General features: G+C 71.0%; 17 protein-coding genes and 2 pseudogenes. 9 read left to right on the top strand and 10 right to left on the bottom strand.

All coding sequences use genetic code 11. The features are described from left to right. Positions 1–105: 105 nt before the first annotated feature. A pseudogene (locus ACFY16_RS33570) lies at positions 106–462 on the bottom strand (aldehyde dehydrogenase family protein); the annotation flags it as partial. A gap of 155 nt (positions 463–617) precedes the next feature. On the opposite strand from ACFY16_RS33570, the gene ACFY16_RS33565 reads away from it, so the two are divergent. After that, positions 618–929, top strand: a complete 312-nt coding sequence (locus ACFY16_RS33565) for a hypothetical protein (RefSeq protein WP_390651079.1) — start codon at positions 618–620, stop codon at positions 927–929. A gap of 52 nt (positions 930–981) precedes the next feature. Here the strand turns inward: ACFY16_RS33565 and ACFY16_RS33560 are convergent, their stop codons facing one another. After that, the gene (locus tag ACFY16_RS33560; protein ID WP_390650991.1) at positions 982–1785 is read right to left on the bottom strand and encodes a maleylpyruvate isomerase family mycothiol-dependent enzyme; all 804 of its coding nucleotides are present in this window, start codon (positions 1783–1785) and stop codon (positions 982–984) included. A 17-nt stretch (positions 1786–1802) separates the two neighbouring features. On the opposite strand from ACFY16_RS33560, the pseudogene ACFY16_RS33555 reads away from it, so the two are divergent. Next, positions 1803–2165, top strand: a pseudogene (locus tag ACFY16_RS33555) (hypothetical protein); the annotation flags it as partial. A gap of 696 nt (positions 2166–2861) precedes the next feature. Here ACFY16_RS33555 and ACFY16_RS33550 read toward each other — a convergent pair. From ACFY16_RS33550 to ACFY16_RS33520, 7 genes are all read right to left on the bottom strand, one after another. Further along, complete coding sequence (locus ACFY16_RS33550) at positions 2862–4139, bottom strand: NtaA/DmoA family FMN-dependent monooxygenase (protein WP_390650990.1); 1278 nt, start codon at positions 4137–4139, stop codon at positions 2862–2864. A 497-nt stretch (positions 4140–4636) separates the two neighbouring features. After that, positions 4637–5245: a helix-turn-helix domain-containing protein gene (locus tag ACFY16_RS33545; protein WP_390650989.1), complete on the bottom strand. Its 609-nt coding sequence runs from the start codon at positions 5243–5245 to the stop codon at positions 4637–4639. Positions 5246–5379: 134 nt separating this feature from the next. Further along, a complete protein-coding gene (locus ACFY16_RS33540) occupies positions 5380–7263 on the bottom strand; it encodes a dipeptide ABC transporter ATP-binding protein (protein WP_390650988.1) in 1884 nt (627 codons plus the stop codon). Beyond that, complete coding sequence (locus ACFY16_RS33535) at positions 7263–8105, bottom strand: ABC transporter permease (protein WP_390650987.1); 843 nt, start codon at positions 8103–8105, stop codon at positions 7263–7265. The genes ACFY16_RS33540 and ACFY16_RS33535 overlap by 1 nt, the downstream gene beginning before the upstream one ends. Continuing rightward, positions 8102–9076, bottom strand: coding sequence for an ABC transporter permease (locus tag ACFY16_RS33530; protein ID WP_390650986.1), 975 nt, complete (start codon positions 9074–9076; stop codon positions 8102–8104). Before ACFY16_RS33530 ends, ACFY16_RS33535 begins: the two co-directional genes overlap by 4 nt. Continuing rightward, on the bottom strand, positions 9076–11214 hold the full coding sequence (locus ACFY16_RS33525) for an alpha/beta fold hydrolase (protein ID WP_390650985.1): 2139 nt from the start codon (positions 11212–11214) through the stop codon (positions 9076–9078). The genes ACFY16_RS33530 and ACFY16_RS33525 overlap by 1 nt, the downstream gene beginning before the upstream one ends. Continuing rightward, positions 11211–12857 carry an ABC transporter substrate-binding protein gene (locus ACFY16_RS33520; RefSeq protein ID WP_390650984.1) on the bottom strand — a complete coding sequence of 549 codons (1647 nt, stop codon included), beginning with the start codon at positions 12855–12857 and terminating at the stop codon, positions 11211–11213. Before ACFY16_RS33520 ends, ACFY16_RS33525 begins: the two co-directional genes overlap by 4 nt. 362 nt (positions 12858–13219) lie before the next feature. Here ACFY16_RS33520 and ACFY16_RS33515 point away from each other — a divergent pair, with 362 nt between their 5' ends. Next, positions 13220–13615: a GNAT family N-acetyltransferase gene (locus ACFY16_RS33515; RefSeq protein ID WP_390650983.1), complete on the top strand. Its 396-nt coding sequence runs from the start codon at positions 13220–13222 to the stop codon at positions 13613–13615. 84 nt (positions 13616–13699) lie between these two features. Here the strand turns inward: ACFY16_RS33515 and ACFY16_RS33510 are convergent, their stop codons facing one another. Continuing rightward, on the bottom strand, positions 13700–15391 hold the full coding sequence (locus ACFY16_RS33510; RefSeq protein WP_390650982.1) for an acetolactate synthase large subunit: 1692 nt from the start codon (positions 15389–15391) through the stop codon (positions 13700–13702). 204 nt (positions 15392–15595) lie between these two features. Between ACFY16_RS33510 and ACFY16_RS33505 the strand changes: the two genes are divergently transcribed. The 6 genes from ACFY16_RS33505 (at position 15596) to ACFY16_RS33480 (ending at position 21089) form a co-directional block, all read left to right on the top strand. Continuing rightward, on the top strand, positions 15596–16333 hold the full coding sequence (locus ACFY16_RS33505) for a flavodoxin family protein (RefSeq protein ID WP_390650981.1): 738 nt from the start codon (positions 15596–15598) through the stop codon (positions 16331–16333). Positions 16334–17101: 768 nt separating this feature from the next. Next, complete coding sequence (locus ACFY16_RS33500) at positions 17102–18463, top strand: molybdopterin-dependent oxidoreductase (protein ID WP_390650980.1); 1362 nt, start codon at positions 17102–17104, stop codon at positions 18461–18463. A 2-nt stretch (positions 18464–18465) separates the two neighbouring features. After that, entirely contained in the window at positions 18466–18969 is a 504-nt protein-coding gene (locus ACFY16_RS33495; RefSeq protein WP_390651074.1) for a hypothetical protein, read from the top strand. Continuing rightward, a complete protein-coding gene (locus ACFY16_RS33490; protein WP_390650979.1) occupies positions 18966–19667 on the top strand; it encodes a class I SAM-dependent methyltransferase in 702 nt (233 codons plus the stop codon). The genes ACFY16_RS33495 and ACFY16_RS33490 overlap by 4 nt, the downstream gene beginning before the upstream one ends. A gap of 618 nt (positions 19668–20285) precedes the next feature. Beyond that, positions 20286–20708: a hypothetical protein gene (locus ACFY16_RS33485; RefSeq protein WP_390650978.1), complete on the top strand. Its 423-nt coding sequence runs from the start codon at positions 20286–20288 to the stop codon at positions 20706–20708. 33 nt (positions 20709–20741) lie between these two features. After that, positions 20742–21089, top strand: a complete 348-nt coding sequence (locus ACFY16_RS33480; RefSeq protein ID WP_390650977.1) for a DUF6247 family protein — start codon at positions 20742–20744, stop codon at positions 21087–21089. Positions 21090–21244 lie beyond the last annotated feature (155 nt).

The following is a 21244-nucleotide window of genomic DNA, read 5'->3' as shown; positions in this document are numbered from 1 at the left end:
GGTCTCGCGGTTTCCAACTCCACAGTGGCATCGACCGCTTGACGTCTCTCCCGTGATCGCCGGATCCGCCGCGCGAACGCCCGCCGATCCGGTCCTCCACCCCGATCAGCGTGCGCCCGGCAGCGTGACCGCCGTGGCAGTGAGCCGACCGGGCGGACAGATCAGGGGCACCCAGGGCCCGATTTCGACAGCCACCTGCGCGATCGGCTTGCGTCGGCCATGTGTGCAACGCCGGGGAGCAGCAGTCCCGCCGTCAGCCGCGCGGATAGAACGGCGGCAAGGTGGCATCCACGTTGATCCAGGTCGCCTGGGCTCGGTGTACTCCCGCATCGCCTCGAAGCCCATCTCCCGGCCGTACCCGGACACCTCCATCCCGCCGAACGGCGAACCCGGGTTGACCCGCTTGTAGGAGTTCACCCACACCATGCCGGCGCGCAGCTCGCGGGCGACCTTGTGTGCCCGCGAGAGGTCTCGGCGCGCGGCTCCTCGATGAGAGTGCGCCGCACCCGGTGGGCCAGTTCGTCAGTGCGCGGGACCAGTGGGAGCTGCGGGACGGCTGCGTATGACCTGCTGCGGATGGTCGGCCGCGAGGGCCACCCCACCCCGCTGGGGCCGGCGTGCTTCGCGCGGAGGGTCATGAGATCCGTGACGAGGACGTGGCCCGGCTGTCCCCGCTCAAGCACAAGAACCTCAACGTCCTGGGCCGCTACAGCTTCACCCCCACCCAGCCGGCGGGCGGCACCCTGCCCCCGCTGCGCGACCCGGACGCGGCCGGATTCGATGACGACGAGGACGGCGCTGAGAACCGACGGCGTCAGGTGCCGACCAGGCGCACCGATCAGCTTGTGAGCCGCCGCCTTGGTCAGCCGCTTCGCAGCCGTGACGGTCTGCCCCCGCGCGGCCCCGAGGCCACCACGGCGTGGTTGTAGCCGTTGGCGGGAGGCATGCCCCGGGGCGTACGAGGTGGCGCATCGTCACGTCCTACTCAGACGGGTCCCAGGCGCTGAGCTGCTCGAAGAGACGTCGGTCGCCGTCGAGCTTCAGGGAGTTGACCGGGATACGGTCGTACAGGCTGAGGACCAGCTCGCTGGCCGTGCCCCGAGTGGAGAAGAAGGCGGCTGCCGCGTCCGGGTCCTGGCCGGCAGCGGTGGCCGGCATGGTGCCGGGCCCGGGGAGGCGGGCGGTCCGTGCGCCGTCGGCGGAGAGCGAGAGGCGCCAGGAGCGGCCCTCGGAGGCGTGGAAGTCGATGGCAGCGGGCTTGTGCGGCCAGGCACTTGTCGTTGCGACGCAGGTGAACAGGAACTCCTCGACACCGTCGAGCGCCACCTCGGCCGGCAGCGGCTGCGGGGCACCTACGGTGATCTGCGCGTCGTACGTGTGCACCGCCATCTGCTGGAGCTGGTGCCGAGCTACGGCACCGGCGGTATGCGGCGACTGCAACGTCTCCCACCACGCCCAGCAACCGCGATCCGGGCCGGCCTTCCGCAATGCGTCCAGCAGTTGCTCCGTGGACTCCGCCAACCAGGCCAGCAGGGCCTCGCGTTCCCGAGGCGCAGCCGGGGCGCCCTCCGCTGCGGACTTGGCCGGAGCAGGCCCTGCGGCGACGGTGGCGGCCCAGTCGCGGCGCCCGTCGCCGATGTGCTGCGCCAGATCGAACAGCGTCCACTCGGGGCAGGTCGGCACCTGTACGTCGAGGCTGGGCGCGGAGGCGACCGCGGCGCGGAAGGCAGTCGACCGTTCGTCGATCAGCCGCAGCAGAACGGGGAACTCGAGTGTCATTGTCACCGTGAATCTTTATCACTGTGTTCCGACAATCGGACAGCGATTTTCGCAGCCGCCATCGCGGGCGGACCCTCACCACCGCGCGGGTGCTGCTCCTAGCCTCCGGCGGCCTCTCGCACGACCCGCCGGTCCCACGCTGGGACGACGCCACCGATGAGCATGTGCGCGCCTCGCTGCTCGACGGCCGCAATCCCACGCCAAAGGCACGGCAGGCCCGCGAGCAGCGGGTCATCGAAACAGCGGCGGCCTTCTCGCGCGGGCAGGCCCTGATCCAGGACCTCAACCCCGAATGGGACACGGCGTTCATGGACGTGTGCGCCTCCGGTGCGGTCGAGAGGTTCGACGACTACACCGTGGCCGAGATGACCTCGGTGGCGGGCCACTCCTCCCATGAGGTGCGCACATGGGTGGCGGCGTTCAGCGCGCTGGCCGCGGGTGGCTCCTTCACCGTGGACAGCCGCTTCTACGCGGCGAATCCCGGGGTACATCGCAGGCTTCGGCGTCATGACGTGCACCGGCCGATGAACGCGTTCCCGACAACGGAGAGAGAGTCCATGACCACCACAGACGCCGCCCGCTGGGTCGAGGTCTGCGGCTTCGACGACCTGGAGGAAGACGAGGCACTGGAGATCGCGTCCACACCGGCGATCGCCTTGTTCCGCTCCGGCGAAGCCGCAGTCCTGGAGCAGGTCGATGAATCAGCCCAGCCGAAGACGGCCTTGAACGCCACCGGTGTGTCCACCGGCGCCGAGGCCACGAGCCCGCTTCGTGCTCTACGTATGGCTGCTTTCAGCTTGTCCCATCGTTCGCGGAGGGCCCGTCACGATTCCCCAGCATGCGCCGACGAGCTCACGACCAGGCGACGTCGCCATCACGTACGGCTCGCAGTGCCACAACTGGCCGGTCGTGTACGTCACGGTGGCGACGATGGCCGTCATCGTCCAGGCCGGCCAGTTCCTCGGCAACCGGCTCGCCCGTCGCGCGCTGCGCCGCTGACCGGCGGTTCACCGGCCACCGCGCCGGGTGCCGCCGGCCGACCCGCCCCGCACGCGGTGTCCGGCACGGTCCCGGGCGGCGGGTCAGCTCCGAGCCGGCGCGGTGGCGCGGGCGGGCAGGGTGAGCCCCAGGTTCTCCCGCAGCGTGACCCCGCTGTAGTCGGTGCCGACGATCTTCCGCTTGCGCAGCTCGTGCAGCAGGCCGTTGACGACGAAGTCGTGCTGCGCAGGGTTGGCGAGGCCGTTCAGCAGGATCGCGTCCAGGACGCCCGCCCGGAAGCGCTCCTCCACGGCGTCGGCGATCTGCTCGGGTGTCCCGGCCACCGCCCAGTGCCCGGTGTCCTGGGCTGCTATGACGAGTTCACGCAGGGTGTAGCCGGATCGCACGTAACCGCTGAAGATGTCGACCCGGCCCCGGCGGCGGTTGACCGAGGCGATGTCGGGCAGCAGGCTCTCCGGCAGCGGCCGGTCGAGGGGCAGGTCCGCCAGGTCGACACCGCCGCCGAGCATGTCGGCCACCTGGGCACGACCGCGTTCGAAATCGATCGACTCGCGCCTCTCGCGGACCAGACGCCGGGCCTCCTCCTCACTGGCACCGTAGGTGGCGTGCAGGGAGGAGAGGATGAGCGGCAGCCCCTCGTCCCGTCCGAACCGCCCGGCCTCGGCACGGATCTTCCGCGTGAAGTCGGCCGCGATGTCCAGGGTGGGCAGCGAGGTGAAGACGATCTCGGCGTAACGGGCGCCGAGCGCCCGTCCCGCCTCGGACTGCCCTGCCTGGATCTGCACCGGCCGCCCTTGCGGCAGCGGCGGGATGTTGAGCGGTCCGGCCACCTCGAAGAACCGGCCGGAATGGCCGATCGGGTGCACGCGGTCGCGGTGCAGCACCGCCTTGCCGTCCGCGCCGACGGTCAGCGCACCGGGCTCCCAGCTGTCCCACAACGCGTTGACCACCTCCAGTGTCTCCGCGGCACGCGCGTAACGCTCCCCGGGGCTCGGCAGTTCACCGCCGAAGTTCTCCTCGCCGACCGCCGAGGTCACCAGGTTCCAGGCGGCCCGCCCGTTGCTGACATGGTCGAGGGTCCCGAACAGCCGGGCCAGATTGAAGGGATGGTGGAACGTGGTCGAGACGGTGGCGATCAGACCGATCCGCGACGTCACCTGGCTGAGCGCCGAGACGAACACCAGCGGTTCCTGCGATCCGATGCTGCCCTGCGCGTCGAAGCTCAGCAGGTCGGCGGTGAACAGCGCGTCGATCCGCGCGGCCTCCGCGAGCTTCGCCACCCGCAGGGCCTGGTCCAGGGTGGATCGGGTGGGGTCGACCGCCAGATCGTAGATCGCCGAGGTGTCACCGGCTCCGGTCACGGTCTTCAGAGTCCTGGGCTGCTGGGTGCTCACAGTCGTCCAATCTCGCCGGTCGTCAGCCGTCAGGCAGCCGATCCGGCTTCGGAGGGGATCGAGCGGTCACGACGGTGTCCGGCGGCCGCCGTGCCGCTGAGGCGTGCGGGCAGGCAGCACCTCGAGGCGCGGGCCGTGCGCCGGGCCGGACGCGGCACCTGGGAGGTGCCACGGAGCGACGATGCGACGAGGCCGGGCAGCCGGGCAAGGAACTGGGAAAGACGTCACGGACACGACATGAAGTGCGTGCGCTCGTAGCACTGCGGCAACATGCGATTTCTTCAGGCCGGAGGATCTCGACGCCGCTGAACCGCACCGCGTTCGTTTCCGGCGGCAACTCGGGCGCGGAGCTCTCGTATTGCCGCGGTTCCCACGGTGATCTCCGAGGCGGGAGGATGCCGGGCCTTCAGTGCTCCGACGTGTGCGTCGGGCGGTTGCTGCGGTGGCGTCGATGTGACCGGTTGTCAGTCCCGCGGGTAAGCCACGACGCTGTGCGTGACAGCGGGGCTCTCCTGGGTGAGGTAGTAGTGGGAGGTCTGGCCGGAGAAGCGTGCCGCGTCGCCGGCCTCGAGCAGATGCGGTACGCCTTCGGCGAAGAGGGTCACGCGGCCCTCGACCACCATGACGTACTCCATGGATCCGGGGCCGTGGGTGCTGACCTGGCTCTGTGCGTGAGGGTGGAGGCGGGAGCGGTAGACCTCCAGCCGGCCGAGATCGTAGCCCGTGAAGAGCAGATGGACGGCGCTGGTGTCCTGCGGCTCGTCGATGTCCGCGCCGCGGATGATCTCCGGCGCGAGCAGTGGCTGGCGCAGCAGGTCGGTGCACGTGGTGTCCAGCAGATCGGCGAGCCGGACCAGGACCTCCACGGTCGGGTTGGCTTCGGCTCGCTCGATCTGGGAGAGCAGCGCCTTGCTCATGCCGGAGAGCGCGGCCAGCTCTCGCAGGCTCCAGCCGCGGGCGAGGCGGCCGCGGCGGAGGTTGGCGGCGAGGGCGGCACGTACCGGCGCGGCAGGGCCCTCGCCCGGGCGCGCGGGTGGCGGGGCAGCCGCGGTGCTGCCGGGGTGTTGCGCCATCGGGTACTCCTTTCCGTGCACCGGTGCCGTTTCGCGGTCTCGCGGTCATGCCAGGTCCGGGTCGCCGCACAGGATAGCCGGGCACACCTCCGCGTCCCGGGTCAGCAGGTGATCAGCCAGTGATCACCGAGCAATCAGCCGGTGGGAGGCAGCGCTGCGAGCAGGCGGCGGGTGTAGGCGTCGCGCGGATCGCCCAGGACCCGGTCGGCCGGACCGGACTCCACCACCTGTCCCCGGTGCAGGACATGGACATGGTCGGCGATCTGCCGTGCGACGGCGAGGTCATGAGTGATGAACAGGACGGAGAATCCGTGACGGTGCCTCAGTTCCGCGAGCAGATTGAGGATCTGTGCCTGCACCGAGACATCGAGTGCGGAGACGGACTCGTCGCAGATCAGCAGACGCGGACGGACCGCGAGCGCGCGGGCGATCGCCACGCGCTGGCGCTCGCCGCCGGACAGGGCCGCGGGCCGGCGGTCCGCGTAGGCGGCCGGCAGCCCGACCTGGGCCAGGAGGCCGGGGATGTCGGCAGGCGTGCCGCGGTCCGCAGGTGCCGCGGTGAGGGCCTCGCGCAGGGCGGCGCCCACCGTACGCAGCGGATTGAGCGAGGAGTAGGGATCCTGGAACACGATCTGGGCCCGCTGTGCCAGTCGGCGCCGTTGGGCCGTGCCGGGCAGCCGGTGGGGGGCCAGGGCGAGTCCCTCGACCTCCACTTCGCCCTCCTCGTACGTCTCCAGGCCGATGGCGATGCGGGCAAGGGTGGTCTTGCCCGAGCCGGACTCGCCGACCAGTGCGGTCACCGAGCCCTGCGGCACCTCCAGGCTGACCCGGTCCAGGACACGCTGCTCACCGGTGGGCGTACGGAAGGACTTGGTGACTGCCGTGATCCGCAGGCTGCTGGTGGGCGCGGCCGCCCGGGGGGCCGCCGACGCGGGCGGGCCGGCGGGCGTGCGCAGGACCGTCAGGTCGTCCCCGATCTCGGCCAGCCGCAGGCACGTTGACAGATGCGGGTCTGCGCCGGGGGACGGCTGGGCGGCGGGCATGAGGCGCAGCGGCGTGGTGCGGCATGGTGGTGCGGCGTGGGCGCAGCGTGCGGCGAAGGGGCAGCCGTCCGTGCGGGTGCCCGGCGGGGGGACGGAGCCCGGCATCGTCGGTAGCTCGGAGAAGCGCCGCTCCAGGGAGGGCTCGGAGGCGAGCAGGCCGGCGGTGTAGGGGTGCCGGGGCGCCGCCTGCACCTGTGGCGCGGGGCCGTGTTCGAGGATGCTTCCCGCGTACATGACGTAGACGCGGTCGCAGGAGGAGAACGCGACCCGCAGATCATGGGTGATCAGCACCAGGCCCATCCGGCGGCTGCGGCGCAGTCCTTGCAGCAGGTCGAGTACGGCCCGCTGGTTGACGGCGTCCAGGGCGGTGGTGGGCTCGTCGGCGATCAGTAGTTCGGGGTCGGCGGCGAGCGCGGCGGCGATGGCGACGCGCTGGCGCATGCCACCGGAGAGCTGGAAGGGGTACCGGTGGGCGACCTGGGGGTCCAGTCCCACCTCGGCGAGGCGCCGCGCCACTTCGGCCTCACGGTCGGCGCGACGCGCGCGCCGTCTGCCGCGCCATGACCCCGCGGTCGTGGGGCTGTCGGTGGCGGCCAAGAGTCCGTCGGCGATCTGCCGGCCACAGGTGCGCAGTGGGTGCAGCATCGTGAAGGGGTCCTGCAGAAGCAGGCTGATCCGACGCCCGCGGATCCGGTGCTGATCCGCGGGGCTGAGGGCGAGCAGGTCTTCCCCGTCCAGTCGTACGGAGCCGGAGGCGGCGGTGCCGGCCGGCAGCAGGCCGACCGCGGCGCGCATGGCGAGGGACTTGCCGCTTCCGGACTCGCCGACGATGCCGACGCATTCCCCGCGGTCGACCTGCAGGCCGAGGCCGTCGACGATGGTGGTGGGGGCGGGGCCCGTGGTGGTGACTCGAAGGTCTTCTGCCTCCAGCAGGGGCGGCGCGAGAGACAGGGTTGCTGCGGCAGGCGCGGTCATCAGGATCTCCCTCGGTCGGTGAAGGCTTCCAGAAGCCGGTCGCCGAGCAGGTTGAGGACCACGGCGGCCACGACGACGAGGACGGCGGGGGCGAGGGCGGCTGACGGGTTGTCGTACATCAGGGTGCGGTTGTCGGCGAGCATCCGGCCCCAGTCGGGTGCGCCCGGGGGCACCCCCAGGCCGAGGAAGGACAGCGAGCTGAGGGCGACGATCGCGCCGGCGAAGTTCAGCAGGGTGTTGGCGACCACGACGGGCAGGATGTTGGGCCAGATGTGGCGCAGCATCACGGTACGGCGCGGCAGTCCGAGCGTCTGGGCCGCCTCCACGTAGGGCAGGTGGCGCTGCTCGAGTACGGCGGCCCGGACCAGGCGGATGTCGCCGGGCGAGGTGAGCACGACCAGGACGAGCACGGCGAGCGCGTAACCACCGCCGCCGATACCGGCGACCACGAGGGTGACCAGCAGGGCGGGCAGGGCCAGCAGGAAGTCGGCCCAGCGGCGCACCAGGACGTCCGCCCAGCCGCCGTGGTAGCCCGCGAGCAGACCGAGGACATTGCCGATCAGCATGGAGCCGAGGGCGACCAGGCCCGCACCGGTCAGGGCGCTGCGGGTACCGGCAACGGCCAGCTGCAGCACGTCGCGGCCCAGACCGTCGGTGCCCAGCGGGTGCCCCGCTGAGGGCATGGACACGCCGAGGGCGATGTCCTGGGCGTCCCAGTCGGGGAAGAGGAGCTGGCCGAACGCGGCGGCGAACAGCAGCAGTACGGCGAGTGCGGTGCACAGCGCGGTGAGCGGGGAGACCCGCACCCGGCGGCGGCGGACACCGGCAGCGGCAGCGGTCATGAGGAGCTCCGTCCCTGGCCGAGCCGCGGGTCCAGCCATGGATGGGCGAGATCGGTGGCGAGGTTGACCAGGCAGATCAGGGCGGCGAGCAGCAGGGCCTCTGCCTGCACGACGGGAAGGTCCTTGTAGGTGACCGAATCCACCAGCAGGGCCCCGAGGCCGGGCAGGGCGTAGACCTGCTCGACCAGGACGGTGCCGGCCAGCAGGTAGGCCAGGACGAGCCCGGAGCCGGTGGCGATCGGCAGCAGGGTACCCCGCAGCACGTAGCGCAGCAGGATGGTGCGCCTGCTCACGCCACGGGCGCGGGCGAAGGTGACGTGGTCCTGGCCGAGTTCGCGGATGACGGCGGCGCGGGTGAGCTTGATCAGTACGGCGGAGACCGCCAGGCCCAGGGTCACGGCCGGCAGGGTCAGATGGAGCAGCCGGTCGGTGCCACCGCTCCCGGGGCCGTACGCGGGGAGCCAGCCGAGCAGCAGCGCGAAGACGTAGGTGAGCAGCAGGCCGCCGGCGAAGGCGGGGGTGCTCAGGGCGACGACGCCCAGCCCCTGGAGCGCCCGGTCGAGGCCGCTGCGGTGCCGCAGTCCGGCCAGGATTCCGAGCGACACGCCGGACAGCGCCGCGACTGCGAAGCCGTACCCGACGAGTTGGCCGGTGAGAGCCAGTCGGGAACCCAGTGCGTGGGTGACGGGTTCGCCGGTGCGGATGGACGTGCCGGGATGCAGACGGACGGTGTCGGTGAGCCAGTGCCAGTACTGGGCGGCGAGCGGTTCGTCGAGGTGGTAGCGGGCACGGACCGCGGCGACTGCTTCGGGCGTGGCGCTGCGCGGGCCGAGGAGGGTGTCGACCGGATCGCCGGGCGCCAGCCTGAGCAGGGCGAAGATGGCGATGGACAGCACCAGCAGCAGAACGGCGGTGCCGGCGAGGCGCCGGGCCGCGTAGGCGACCGGGATCCGGGTCGGGCGGGCGGCCATCAGGACCCCGTTCCCAGTGCGGCGTCAGTGCGGCCCGACCCCAGCGGCGTCGGTGGGGGAGCCGTGCCGGGAGCCTCGGGGGATGGGGCTCCCGGCACGGCGGTCAGGTGGTGGCTGAGCCACGCCTCGATGCGGCTGCCCACGTCGAGGAGACGGGCGGGGTCGGTGAACTCGTGGCCCTCACCCGGGTAGACGTACAGCTCGACGGGTGCCTGTCCGGCGGCGGCCAGCGTCCGGTACAGCTCGTGCGCTTGGCCGACGGGGGTCACCCGGTCCTCGCTGCCGTGCAGGATCAGGGTGGGCGTGCCGGTTCCGCCCCCGGCGTGCACCGCCGAGCGGGCGAGCTGTTCGGCGGCTCCTTCGGGGGTCGAGGGGTCGCCGAGCCGGTACGTCCGGTCGTAGCCGCCGCCGATGTTGCCGCTGCGGCTGAAGCTGTGCCAGTCGGTGGGGGCCGAGACGATGACGCAGGCCTGGAAGATGTCGGTGCGGGCGGCGGCGAGTGCGGCCAGGTAGCCGCCGTAGCTGTGGCCCAGGACGGCCGTCCGTGCGGGGTCCGCCAGGCCGCGGTCGACCAGGTGCCGCACCCCCGCGAGCACGTCCTGAAGGTCGGCGCCGCCCAGGTCGCCGACGACCGCGCGGGCGTACTCCAGGCCGCGACCGGAGCTGCCGCGCGGGTTGGGCAGCAGCACGCAGTACCCCGCACCGGCCAGCGCCATCGCCATGCCGCAGACATCGCCGGGAGCGTACTCGGCCGACCACAGCCAGGCCGGGCCTCCGTGCAGCAGGACCGCGAGGGGGCGCGGACCGCTGTGGTCGGCGCGTGTGAGCACCAGGCCGTGCACCTCGCGGCCGTCCGGCGACTGCCAGGCGGTCTCCCGCGTGGTGACCGCCTCGATCCCGTCCACGGGAGAGCGATCGGGGTTGAGGGAGGTGGCCTGCGTCCACTGCCAGGCAACGGCGCCGTCGGTGGTGGCGACCACAGCCTCCGGGGGCGTCCCCGGCGCTGTCAGCACGGCCGCGGCGAGTGTGCAGTCGGCACTCAGCGTCAGGGCGGGCTGGAAGCCCGCGCCGGTGAGCGTCGCCGTCTGACGCCACGTCACCACAGGTTCGCCGCCGGGGAGTACGCGGCCACAGCGCGAGCCGGTGTCATCCCAGCCGGCGAACCACAAGGCGCCCGCGTGCTGTTCGTCGGGGCCCTCGTACCACTGCACCCATGTGGCGTCCTCCACGCCGGGCACGGCCTGCACCTCTCCGGTGCGCAGATTCACCACGGCCGGGCGGCCTGCGACGATCGAGATGCCCTCGATGAACGCGGCGCGGGTCCCGTCGGGCGACAGCGCGGGGCAGGCCAACTGGCCCTCGGGGCGGTACAGGGTGCGGGCACTGCGTCGGTGGAGGTCCAGCTCGGCGAGCCGGGCGTGGTAGTAGCCGGCGGGCAGGGCCTCCTCGGAGACCGTGGCCACGGCGGTGCCGCCGCCGCGCCAGGCCACGTTCCACACCGTCAGGCCGGCCGGTCCCACCTCGCGGGTCGCGCCGTCGGCCAGATCGACCAGGAACAGGCGACGCAGCGCCGCCCCGGGGGCGTAGCGCTCCGGGTCGGGGGCGGGGCCGAGGCGTACCGGCAGTCCGAGGTTCATCCCGTCCCGCTCGCTGCCCTCGTCGGCGCACAGCACCAGCGCACTACGGCCGTCGGGTGCGGGAACGATGTCTTCGACGGCACCGGGCAGCAGGGGCAGCGCTGTGGCGAGGCCGGTCGCGGTGTCCACCAGCGCCAGCCGGTGCCGTCCTTGACGGTCCTCGATGACATGCAGAAGACGGCGGGAGTCCGGGAGCCAACGGGGGGTGTGGCGGCCGACGGTCTCCACACCGGCCGCCGGCGGCAGCGCTTCGGCCGTACCGGTACGCCCGCCGCGGGTGGCGTCGGCACTCCCGCCCCGGGTCGCCCCGGCGGATACGGGTGCCAGCAGGATGTCGGCCCCCTCGGGACCGGCCGTCGCGACGGCCAGCATCGTGCCGTGCGGGTCGAGTCGCGCCTCCAGGGGATGCACGAGCGTCAGCAGAGCCTCCCGGATCTGCCGCCCCGTCCCCGGCGACCGGCCGACGGGGACGCCTCCCGCCGCCTGGTAAGCGGCGGTCATGCGGCGGACCGGATACGGGTGGCCCAGGGCCCGATGAAGGCGTACGGGCCGGTCTCCGTCAGGACCAGCTCGCGGGAGAACGCGGAGGCGGTCTGCGCCCACCACAGGGGCAGGTACGGCAGGTCGGCCCCGCTGGTCTGCAGCGCGCTCATCAGATCCTGGCCGCGGGTGGCCGCGTCGGTCGAGTTCTTCGCCGCGGCCAGCTTCCGGTTGACGGCGTCCTTGTCGTAGTGGGCGATGTTGGTGCCGCTCTTGATCGACGTGCCGTCCAGGTAGGGCCCGGTCAGCTCGGAGGGGTCGCCGGTGGTCGGGTAGTACCAAAGGAACTGCAGGGGGTGCTTGCCGGAGCCCAGCTCGGAGATCCAGGTCTCCAGGGTGACCTCCTTGACGTTCAGCGTGATGCCGATCTTCTTGAGCGAGGCGGCCAGCGCCAGCGCTGCCTTGCCCAGCTGCGGCCCGCTGGAGGGGTAGTGCAGATCGGCGGTGAAGCCCTTCGGCGTCGAGGACTTGGCGAGCTCGGCGGCGGCTGCGTCCAGGTCGTAGTCGTAGCCGGGGATGGCCTTGTACCCCTCGGACACCTGCTGGTCCGTCAGCAGGTTGGCCCACATGTCCGGGGACGGCAGCGCCGTGGCGGCCTCGCCCTTGCCGCGCAGGATGCCCGAGACCATGCCGGCCCGGTCCGCCGCGTGGGCGACGGCCTTGCGTACGTGGGGGTCGCTCCACGGGGCCCGGGAGGTGTCGAAGGCCAGCGAGACCACCGAACGGTCCGAGGTGTAGGTGACGTTGGCCGTGGACTCCCAGCTCCGCGCCTCGTCCGAGGCCAGGTTCAGCGCGCCGTCGATGTCGCCCGACTTCATGGCCACCAGCCGGGTGCCGGAGTCGGGCACGAAGCTGAGCTTCAGCCGCTTCACCCGGGCCTTGCCTCCCCACCAGGCGTCGTTGCGCTCCAGCGTGACATGGTCGTCGGCGGCGAACTCGGTGATCTTGTACGGCCCGGTGCCCAGCAGCAGGGTCTGGGCCGTGCCCAGGTCGCCCTTCTTGCTGTGCTTGGCGAGGAACGCCTTGCTGCTGATCAGCAGCGTTCCGGGGGTGGGGGTCCAGGCGAACGCCGCGTCAGCGGCCTTGAGGCGGACGGTCACCTCGGCTTCGCCGGTGGCCTTGACCGACTCGACTCCCGCGTACGCGTAGGCCAGCTGGGACCCATGGGACGCATCCATGATCCACTCGATGGAGGCAACCACATCGGCAGGGGTCAGCGGAGTGCCGTCGGTGAAGGTGACGCCCTGGCGCAGCCGGTAGACGTACGTACGGGCGTCGCTCTGATGCCAGGAGGCGGCCAGCCCCGGCTTCAGCTCCCCTGACGGGCTGACCGACAGCAGGGACTCCTGCGCCAGCACCGCCACCATGTAGTTGAGGATGCCCGCCTCACGGCCCACGTCCAGGGAGGAAATCGAGGACGGCAGGGCGATGTTCAGCGAGGCGATCTCCGCGTCGCTGCCGCCGGCCGCGGGGGACGGTGAGTCGTCCGAGGAGTCGCGCTGAGGCGCACAGGCAGTGAGCAGGGACGGTGCGACCAGCGCGCTCAGGCCCAGCGCGCCAAGGAGGGTGCGGCGACTCGGGCCGTTGCGGCTGTCCCTGCTCATCGATTCCACCTCACGGCTCGTCCGCTTCTTCGTCTACTAAAAATGCCCAACTGGGCACGGAGGCTAGCCGAGGGGGAGTGTGCACGTCAACGCGGTGGGCCCCGCTGGGGAGGCGCCCCCCCACTGTCGCTCCAAGAAGTTCCACTGCTACGACGCCGGTGCCGGCGGCAGCACCGGCGTCGTAGCCCGCCGCTAGATGGGTCGCGAACTCCTCGCCAAGGCCCGCCTCCACCCGATCGAGTCAGAAACCGACGCGACCGCCCTGCCCAGCGAATCACCGCATAGCCTCAAAACGAGATCATCGAGTGGCCGTCCATCCCACTCCAGCGGACGTGCCTTGGCACCGGCCTTACGATCGAGACGTGACGATCACCTACCAGTGGCGGGGCACCTTCGACAATGCCGCCCTCAACGCACTACACGCTGAGGGCTTTGGACACTCGGTCGCTGAGACCGACTGGCGAACACGGCTCGAGCGCCACAGCCTGGGCTGGGTCTGCGCCTGGGAAGAGAGCTCTCTGATCGGCTTCGTCAACGTCGTCTGGGACGGCGGTGTCCACGCCTTCATCCTGGACACGGTGGTCGCTCGGCACCGCCGAGCACAAGGAGTTGGTGCCGCGCTGGTCGCAGCGGCAGCATGTGAAGCCCGTGCCGCGAAGTGCGAATGGCTTCATGTCGACTTCGAGGAGCACCTGCGTCCGTTCTATTTCGGTGCCTGCGGCTTCAAGGAGACAGCGGCCGGTCTGATTGCTCTGTAGCGCCGCGGGCCAAACCCCGGGCGCCACACACGCGACCAGGAGCGGCAACAGGACGCTCCGCCAGGGTCCCTGACCCGGTCTCGGTCAGAACGGGCCGTGGAGACTGCCGAGTCGGTCGGTCAGGCGCAGGTTCTCGGAATAGTCGACAGGACAGGCGATCACGGAGACCGTGTCGTCGTCGAGGGCGCGGCGCAGCACGGGCAGGAGTTGGTCAGCGGCTTCGATCGTGTAGCCGCGGGCGCCGAAGCTTTCGGCGTAGGCGACCAGGTCGGGGTTGGTGAAGCGGGTATGGCTGTGGCGGCCGATCTCGAGTTCCATCTTCCAGGTGATCAGGCCGTATTCCTCGTCGACCAGGACGAGGACGACCAGCGGGATGTGTTCGCGGACGGCGGTCTCCAGTTCCTGGGAGTTCATCAGGAACGAGCCGTCGCCCATCATCGCCAGGACCCGTCGTTCCGGCCGTGCCAGCTTGGCGGCGATGGCGCCCGGCAGCGCAAACCCCATGGTCGACAAGCCGTTGGAGACCAGGCACGTGTCCGGTTCGTAGGTGGGGTAGAGGCGGGACATCCACATTTTTCCGGCGCCCGTGTCGGCGAGCACGATGTCCTGGCGGTCCAGCGCGGTGCGCACATCGGCCACGACGCGCTGCGGCACCAGCGGGAATGCCTCGTTGTCGCGCCCGTACCGGAGCTCTTCGTCGAGCAGCGTCCGGATCTTCTCACTGCTGCCGAAGTCGTAGGTGAGCCCGCCGGGCAGTGCTGCCGCGAGGGCGTCCAGCGTCTGCGAGGGGTCGCCTTCGACGCCCACGGCGACCGGATAGTGGGCGTCCACCTCGGCGGGGAAGCGGTGCACGTGAAGGATCCGCTTGTCGCCGTTCGGGTTGATCTTGACCGGGTCGAACTCCTGGATTTCGTAGCCCACGCAGATCAGCACGTCGGCGGCGTCGAAGCCGAAGTTGCTGTAGTCGTGGCGCATGAAGCCGACCGCGCCGAGAGCGTTCGGGTGGTCGTCGGGGAAGACACCCTTGCCATGGAACGTCGTCGCGACCGGGACGTTCAGCCGCTCGGCGAACCGCACCAGGGCGGCCGAAGCCCCGGCCCTGGCAGCTCCGTGGCCTGCCAGCACGACAGGGTGCCGGGCAGCGGTGAGCACCTCCACCGCACGTGCGATCTGGGAGGGCGAGGGTGCGTCAGTGTGCACCGCGTCGATCTGCAAGGGTGCCAGCGGCTCGGCGGGACGCTCCGCTTCGATGTCTTCCGGCACCGCCAGAAACACAGCTCCGGGCCGCTCGCTCTGCGCGGTCTTGAACGCCTTGCGGGTCATCTCCGGCACCGCGTCCGGACACTCGATGCGGGCCGACCACCGGGTGACCGGAGCGAACATCGACACCAGGTCGATGACCTGGTGCGACTCCTTGTGGATGCGCCGCAGCGACCCCTGCGCGGCCAGGGCCACCATCGGGGAGCTGTTGGTCATCGCGTCCGCAGTACCGAGCAGCAGATTGATCGCACCGGGCCCCAGGGTGGCCGAGCACACCCCTGCCCGCCCGGTCAGTCGCCCGTAGATCTCCGCCATGAACGAGGCGGCCTGCTCGTGGCGCACCAGGATGTACCGGATCCCGGAGTCGTTCAGCGCGTCGACGAAGCGGATGTTCTCCTCGCCCGGAATCCCGAAGACGTACTCCACACCCTCGGCCCGCAGACAGCGCACCAACAGGTGCGCGACGTCCTCGATTGCTTCGGTGTTCCGCGACCCGGTCGCGCCTTCGGTGCCCATGAGACGAACGTAGGCACGCTCACCTGCCCCAGCCACTCATCCGCCGCCGACCGAGGCGGCCGTGCGGTTGCCGACGCCTCAAGCATGTCGGGGCCGTTCGGCGGCACTGTGGTGGCGGCTGCCACGGCCGTCCCGCACGCTGGAGCCGGATGTGGACGCGCGCCGCCGAGCATCGTGCTGCGCAGAGGGTTTCAGGAGGACCGTGTGACTGCTTCGTCGCCCGCCACCGACACACCGCCGGCCCGGTACGACGACCTGCGGGCCCTGGTGATCAACTGCACCCTCAAGCGCTCGCCGGAGGCCAGCAACACCCAGGGACTGATCGACCGCAGCACCGCCGTCATGGACGCACAGGGCGTGCACGTCGACGTCGTACGGGCCGTGGACCACGACATCGCCACCGGCGTGTGGCCCGACATGACCGAGCACGGATGGGCGACCGACGCCTGGCCGGACCTCTACCAGCAGGTCCTGGCCGCAGACATCCTCGTGCTGGCCGGCCCCATCTGGCTGGGCGACAACAGCTCCGTGATGAAGCAGGTGATCGAACGCCTCTACGCCTGCTCCAGCCTGCTCAACGAAGCCGGACAGTACGCCTACTACGGCCGCGTCGGCGGCTGCCTGATCACCGGCAACGAGGACGGCGTCAAACACTGCGCCATGAACGTCCTCTACAGCCTGCAGCACCTGGGCTACACCATCCCTCCCCAGGCCGACGCCGGCTGGATCGGCGAGGCAGGCCCCGGCCCCTCCTATCTCGACCCCGGCTCCGGCGGCCCCGAGAACGACTTCACCAACCGCAACACCACCTTCATGACCTGGAACCTGCTGCATCTGGCCCGGGCGTTGAAGGATCTCGGCGGCATCCCCGCCTACGGCAACCAGCGCACCGCCTGGGACGCCGGCTGCCGCCGTGACTACGAAAACCCCGAGCACCGGTAGGAGGACCAACGGCTGGGGCAGCCGCGCCCGCTCGACCTGGGGCCGGGCGTGGAGCGGTGCCGGGTCGTCAGCCCAGCGCGTCGAGAGCCGCGATGATGTCGGCGGGCGCCGCACCGCCATGTCGACTGCCACGGGCGCAGGATCCCCGCCGACGCCGACGGGCGCGCGCTGCGACGCACGAACGGTGCCGCGAGCGAATAATCGGAGCATGGGGCGTCGACACACTGACGTGAGCACCCCCGCCCGCGTGGCCGCGGCAGGCGAGGAGCTGGGACAGTGCGCGACCTGGCACGCGGCCGAGCTCGAACCGGATCACGGCCACCGCTGGGCCTGGCGCCGGTGGTCCGTCATGTGGTCCGCGTCCCTGGCGATCACGTCCTCAGCGCCCGCGCAACGGACGAGGCCGCGAACACCCAGCCACTGGAACAGCCCTGGAACCAAGGCGGCTTCGCCAACAACGTCGTCCAGCGCTCCGGTGTTTCTGCCCAGACACCGCCCCTACCGAATGACGACTCACATACCGGCGAGCCGCAATGGTTCGACCGTTCGGCTTGCGGCAGACACCCGCTTGCACCTGAGCCCCGGACAGAGCGCCTGACTTGTGTCAGCTTGTAAGTGTCCTGCATCCCGGCACAGGCCGAGGCATGGGCCGTTCTTTTGCGAGCACGGCTCCGAGACCGGAGGAGACGGCCGATGGCACGTGGCGGAGGGCCGTCGGGTTCGGCCTCATCCGGTGGGTCGCGACGCCGGAGACCGGACGAGAAGCCAGTGCTGGAGCGACTGAAGCGCGTGCGCATCGCCGCGGCGACTGCCGTCTCGGCGGCCGCAGCTCGTACGCGGGCGACGACGCGGCGCATCGGGCAGCTGCCGCCGCCCCCTGGTCCGTTCCGGCCGGGGTTCTGGCGCAGTCCGATCCGAGGGCCCTGGCTGACGTCGGTGTTCGGCCTGGTCCTCCTGATCGGCATTCCGCTGCTGTTCTTCACCGGGCTGCTCTCCTACGCCTCCTACAACCCCGACCTGAGCCCCCTCAACGACGAGACCCCCGACAAGGGCGTGCTGGGCTTCTACCTCTTCAGCTGGCCCTCGCATCCGTACTGGCTGTACCGGCTGATCCAGGGCGTGCACGTGACGCTGGGCGTGGTCCTGGTCCCGGTGCTGCTGGCCAAGTTGTGGTCGGTGATCCCGAAGCTGTTCGAATGGCTGCCGGTGCGCTCCGTCGCTCACGCACTGGAGCGGCTGTCCTTGCTGATGCTGGTCGGCGGGGTCATCTTCGAATTCGTCACCGGAATCTTGAACATCCAGCTCTACTACGTCTTCCCGGGCTCGTTCTACCGTCTGCACTTCTACGGCGCCTGGGTGTTCATCGCCGCATTCGCCGTCCATGTCTGCCTCAGACTCGGCCGGATGACACGGGCCCTGCGCTCGCGCAGTCTTGGCGCCGAGCTGCGCACCGACCTCGCCCACACCGCCCCCGAACCCCCCGACCCCGACGGCCTGGTGGCGGCCGCGCCCGCCCCGCCGACGATGACCCGCCGTGGCGCGGTGGGCATGGTGGGAGCGGGATCCCTGCTCCTCCTCGTCGTGACAGCCGGACAGAGCATCGGCGGCTGGATGCGCGCCACCGCGCTGCTCGCGCCCCACAACCGTGATCCGGGCAGCGGCCCGAACAGCTTCCAGATCAACAAGACGGCGGCGAAAGTGGGCGTCACCCCCGCGCTCGTCGGCCCCACCTGGCGGCTGGAGGTCCACGGACGCGGAGCGCCACGGGCCTTCACCCGAGAGCAGCTCCTGGCGATGCCCCAGCACGCCGCCGCACTGCCGATCGCCTGCGTGGAGGGATGGTCCACCGAAGACCAGCACTGGAGTGGCCTCCGGCTGGCCGACCTCGCCGCTCTGGCCGGAATGCCCGACGCGGGAAGCGTCCTGGTCAAGTCCATCCAACCCCCCGGCCCCTTCACCAGGGTGGTGCTGCGAGACAACCAGATCCGCGACCCCCGAGCGCTGCTCGCCCTCCGCGTCAACGGCGCGGACCTCTCGCTCGACCACGGTTATCCGGCCCGCATCATCGTCCCGGCCAACCCCGGTGTGAACAACACCAAGTGGGTTCACCGGCTCACCTTCAGGGCGTGACCATGACACGATTCGTCCGCTGGTACGGCTACGGCCCCTTGCACCTGCTCGTCCTGATCGCCTCGTTCGCCCTCACCGGCTACGCCATGGTGCGCCTGTTTGCCGTCCAGCCCTGGGAGGTGGCGATCTGGTTCGTCGGCGCGGCGATCCTCCACGACCTGATCCTGCTGCCCCTGTACTCGCTGGCCGACCTGTCGGCCCTCTCCGTACTGCGGCACCGCGCTGCCGGTGAACCCACGGTGCAATGGATCAACTACCTGCGCGTCCCCGCCTTCCTGTCAGGTCTGCTCCTGCTGGTCTGGTTCCCCCTCGTCTTTCGCCTTGCGGTCCCGTACCCCGGTGACACCGGGCTGTCCGATGACGTCTACCTCGGCCGGTGGCTGGCGATCACCGGCGTGCTCTTCGCGGCCGCCGCGGTGGCCTTCGCGATGAGACTGCGCCGCGTGCGGCGGGCCGGCCGCGCCGACGACAGCCGGCCCGCCTCAGGTCATGGCGCCACACCGTGACAACGGACGAGGGCGAGCTGTACGACGCCGACGAGGATCCCTACGCGCTGGCCCTGCGATTCGGCAGTGGACCGGTGTATTTACGGCTGGTCGACGGGCGCCGCATCCGGATGCCGGTGGACCGGTGGCACGATCAGCCCACAGTGGCCGACAAGACCGTGCTGGAACGCTGCGCCGGCCCTGTCCTCGATGTCGGCTGCGGCCCGGGCCGCATGTGCAGGGCACTCCTGAGCCGGGGAGTCTTCGCCCTCGGGGTCGACATCGCACCTCGCGCGGTCGAGCTGACCACCGCCCTGGGCGGGCTCGCACTCCGCCGATCGGTCTTCGACCGGCTGCCCGCAGAGAGAGACTGGCAGACCCTGCTGCTCATCGACGGAAACATCGGCATCGGAGGCGACCCTCGCAGCCTGCTGCGCCGCTGCGGCGGGCTCATCGCCCCCACCGGGCGCCTCGTCGTCGAAGTCGACCCCCACGACGTCGAAGAACTGTGCATCGCCCGGTTCGAGGACCTCCACGGCCGGAGCGGTCCGCTCTTTCCCTGGGCACGGCTCGGACGACGAGCGCTCCACGAGGTCGCCGAGGACCTTGCACTCAGCGTCACCGACCAGTGGACGAGCGGGCACCGATGCTTTGCCACCCTCGCGCACCAGGAATCATCCTTGCGACCCTGTTCGCGCAGCAGGCGTACGGCGTCGTAGGCCAGTACGCAGTAGGCGCCCCGGCAGTACGCGACCACCTCGGTCTGCTCGGGCAACTCGGCGATGCGGTCGGCGAGTTCCTTCGGCCGGCCACAGCAGTGGCCCACCGATGGAACTGTCCCCCGGGCCCGGCTGCCCGGCCCGGGGGTAGAGGAGGGTGACCTCGCGCGCCGTACCGACCAGCTCCGGAAAGACTGCCTCGACGTCAAAGGGAAGCGGAGCCAGCGGCCGGGGTCCGGTCGGCCGGGCCTGGGCGGCGTCATGCTGCGTGTGCCCTGACGGCATGGAGTCTCCCGCTGCTGATGGTCGTAACGCCGCCGACCCTAGCCCCCGCCCCGACACCTGGCGCATCCCACCCCGGACCTCCCACTGCACCGCGTTCAGCCTGCCGGCAACAGGCCCGCCACACGCCCGCGCTATCCGGGCGCTCGTACCGCCAGAGCCGGCCTATGACGGCGCCCGCAGTGTGTAGCCCTGGCCGCGCCGTACGGTCACGCCCTGATCGAGCGCGGCCCGCTCGGCGGGCTCCAGTTCGGCCGCACGCAGGAAGTCGGCTATACCGATCAGATCCGTAATACGGTGTTCGTGGCGGCGGAAGCAGCGCGACGACAGGAGCTCATGATGCCGGCGGAAGGCGAGAGGGAGCGTGCCCCGAATGTCGCCCAAAGCGTGTGGGACGCCGCAGCGGCCCGCGCCAAATCCGAGGGCCTGCCTCTGATCTGGATCATGAGCCGGGCGCTGGCCGAGTATGCCGCCGGAGTCCTTCCCCTGCCCCGGACCGCCATCACAGCGCAGCCGGGCAGCCGGCGCGGGCGCAGCGTCTTCGCCGGCGACGCCGTGTGGACAGGCGCCGACGAGCGTCGCACGAAGGAGGAGGTCCGGTCGATGTCCGCGCTCTGCGAGCTTCTGCTGGACGCCTACGCCCGCGGAGACATCCACCCGTACGCCCGGATGGTCACCACCGCCCAGCGCGATGCCCTCACCTCCGCCGAGAGCGCCGGCCGGCCCACGGACATCACGCCCCGGCCCAAGGCCGCCTGAGCGGTCTCGACCGTCACGAAGGAGCGTCTTCTGATGACCACCGCCGCCGCAGGCATGCGGAGATCGATCCCCCTCATGCCCGAACGCACCCCCAAGGCGCTGCGTGCCGCCATCGCGCGGCACACGCCGAAGCTTCTGCCCGACTTCGACCGCAACTGGCGCGAGAAGATCGCCGACACCTACGACCTCGCCCCCTTGCCCGCCTTCATGGCCCGCTGGTGGGCAGAATTCGCGCTTGCCCGGGATCCTCAGCTCGAGGCCAGGGTGCACCGCCTGGAGGGTGAGGCCGCCCAGGCCACGGACAATGCTCACGCCAAGAGCCTCGTCGAAGAGGCCGGACGGCTGCGCCGTGAGGCGAGCAAGGCGGAACCCGGCCAGTGACGAGCGCATTCATGGGCCCGCCCTGGCAAGCCGACTGGACGAAGGAGGCCGAGGACAGCAGAAACGCCCTTCCGGCAGAGGCCCGGGCCTGGGGCGACGCCGCTCGCGCCGAGCTGGTCACTGCACAGACCCCTATTTCCTGGGTATCGACCGGG

It is taken from the genome of Streptomyces sp. NPDC001315, assembly GCF_042896175.1.
Classification (GTDB): Bacteria; Actinomycetota; Actinomycetes; order Streptomycetales; family Streptomycetaceae; genus Streptomyces.
This window is presented reverse-complemented; position numbering and strand designations above follow the sequence as displayed.

What these genes read in the sequence shown, in the direction of transcription:
- ACFY16_RS33545 (WP_390650989.1), bottom strand. Translation starts at nt 5,245, where the DNA reads ATGGCGCAACACCCCGGCAGCACCGCGGCTGCCCCGCCACCCGCGCGC.
- ACFY16_RS33540 (WP_390650988.1), bottom strand. Translation starts at nt 7,263, where the DNA reads ATGACCGCGCCTGCCGCAGCAACCCTGTCTCTCGCGCCGCCCCTGCTG.
- ACFY16_RS33535 (WP_390650987.1), bottom strand. Translation starts at nt 8,105, where the DNA reads ATGACCGCTGCCGCTGCCGGTGTCCGCCGCCGCCGGGTGCGGGTCTCC.
- ACFY16_RS33530 (WP_390650986.1), bottom strand. Translation starts at nt 9,076, where the DNA reads ATGGCCGCCCGCCCGACCCGGATCCCGGTCGCCTACGCGGCCCGGCGC.
- ACFY16_RS33525 (WP_390650985.1), bottom strand. Translation starts at nt 11,214, where the DNA reads ATGACCGCCGCTTACCAGGCGGCGGGAGGCGTCCCCGTCGGCCGGTCG.
- ACFY16_RS33520 (WP_390650984.1), bottom strand. Translation starts at nt 12,857, where the DNA reads ATGAGCAGGGACAGCCGCAACGGCCCGAGTCGCCGCACCCTCCTTGGC.
- ACFY16_RS33510 (WP_390650982.1), bottom strand. Translation starts at nt 15,391, where the DNA reads ATGGGCACCGAAGGCGCGACCGGGTCGCGGAACACCGAAGCAATCGAG.
- ACFY16_RS33495 (WP_390651074.1), top strand. Translation starts at nt 18,466, where the DNA reads ATGACACGATTCGTCCGCTGGTACGGCTACGGCCCCTTGCACCTGCTC.
- ACFY16_RS33485 (WP_390650978.1), top strand. Translation starts at nt 20,286, where the DNA reads ATGATGCCGGCGGAAGGCGAGAGGGAGCGTGCCCCGAATGTCGCCCAA.
- ACFY16_RS33480 (WP_390650977.1), top strand. Translation starts at nt 20,742, where the DNA reads ATGACCACCGCCGCCGCAGGCATGCGGAGATCGATCCCCCTCATGCCC.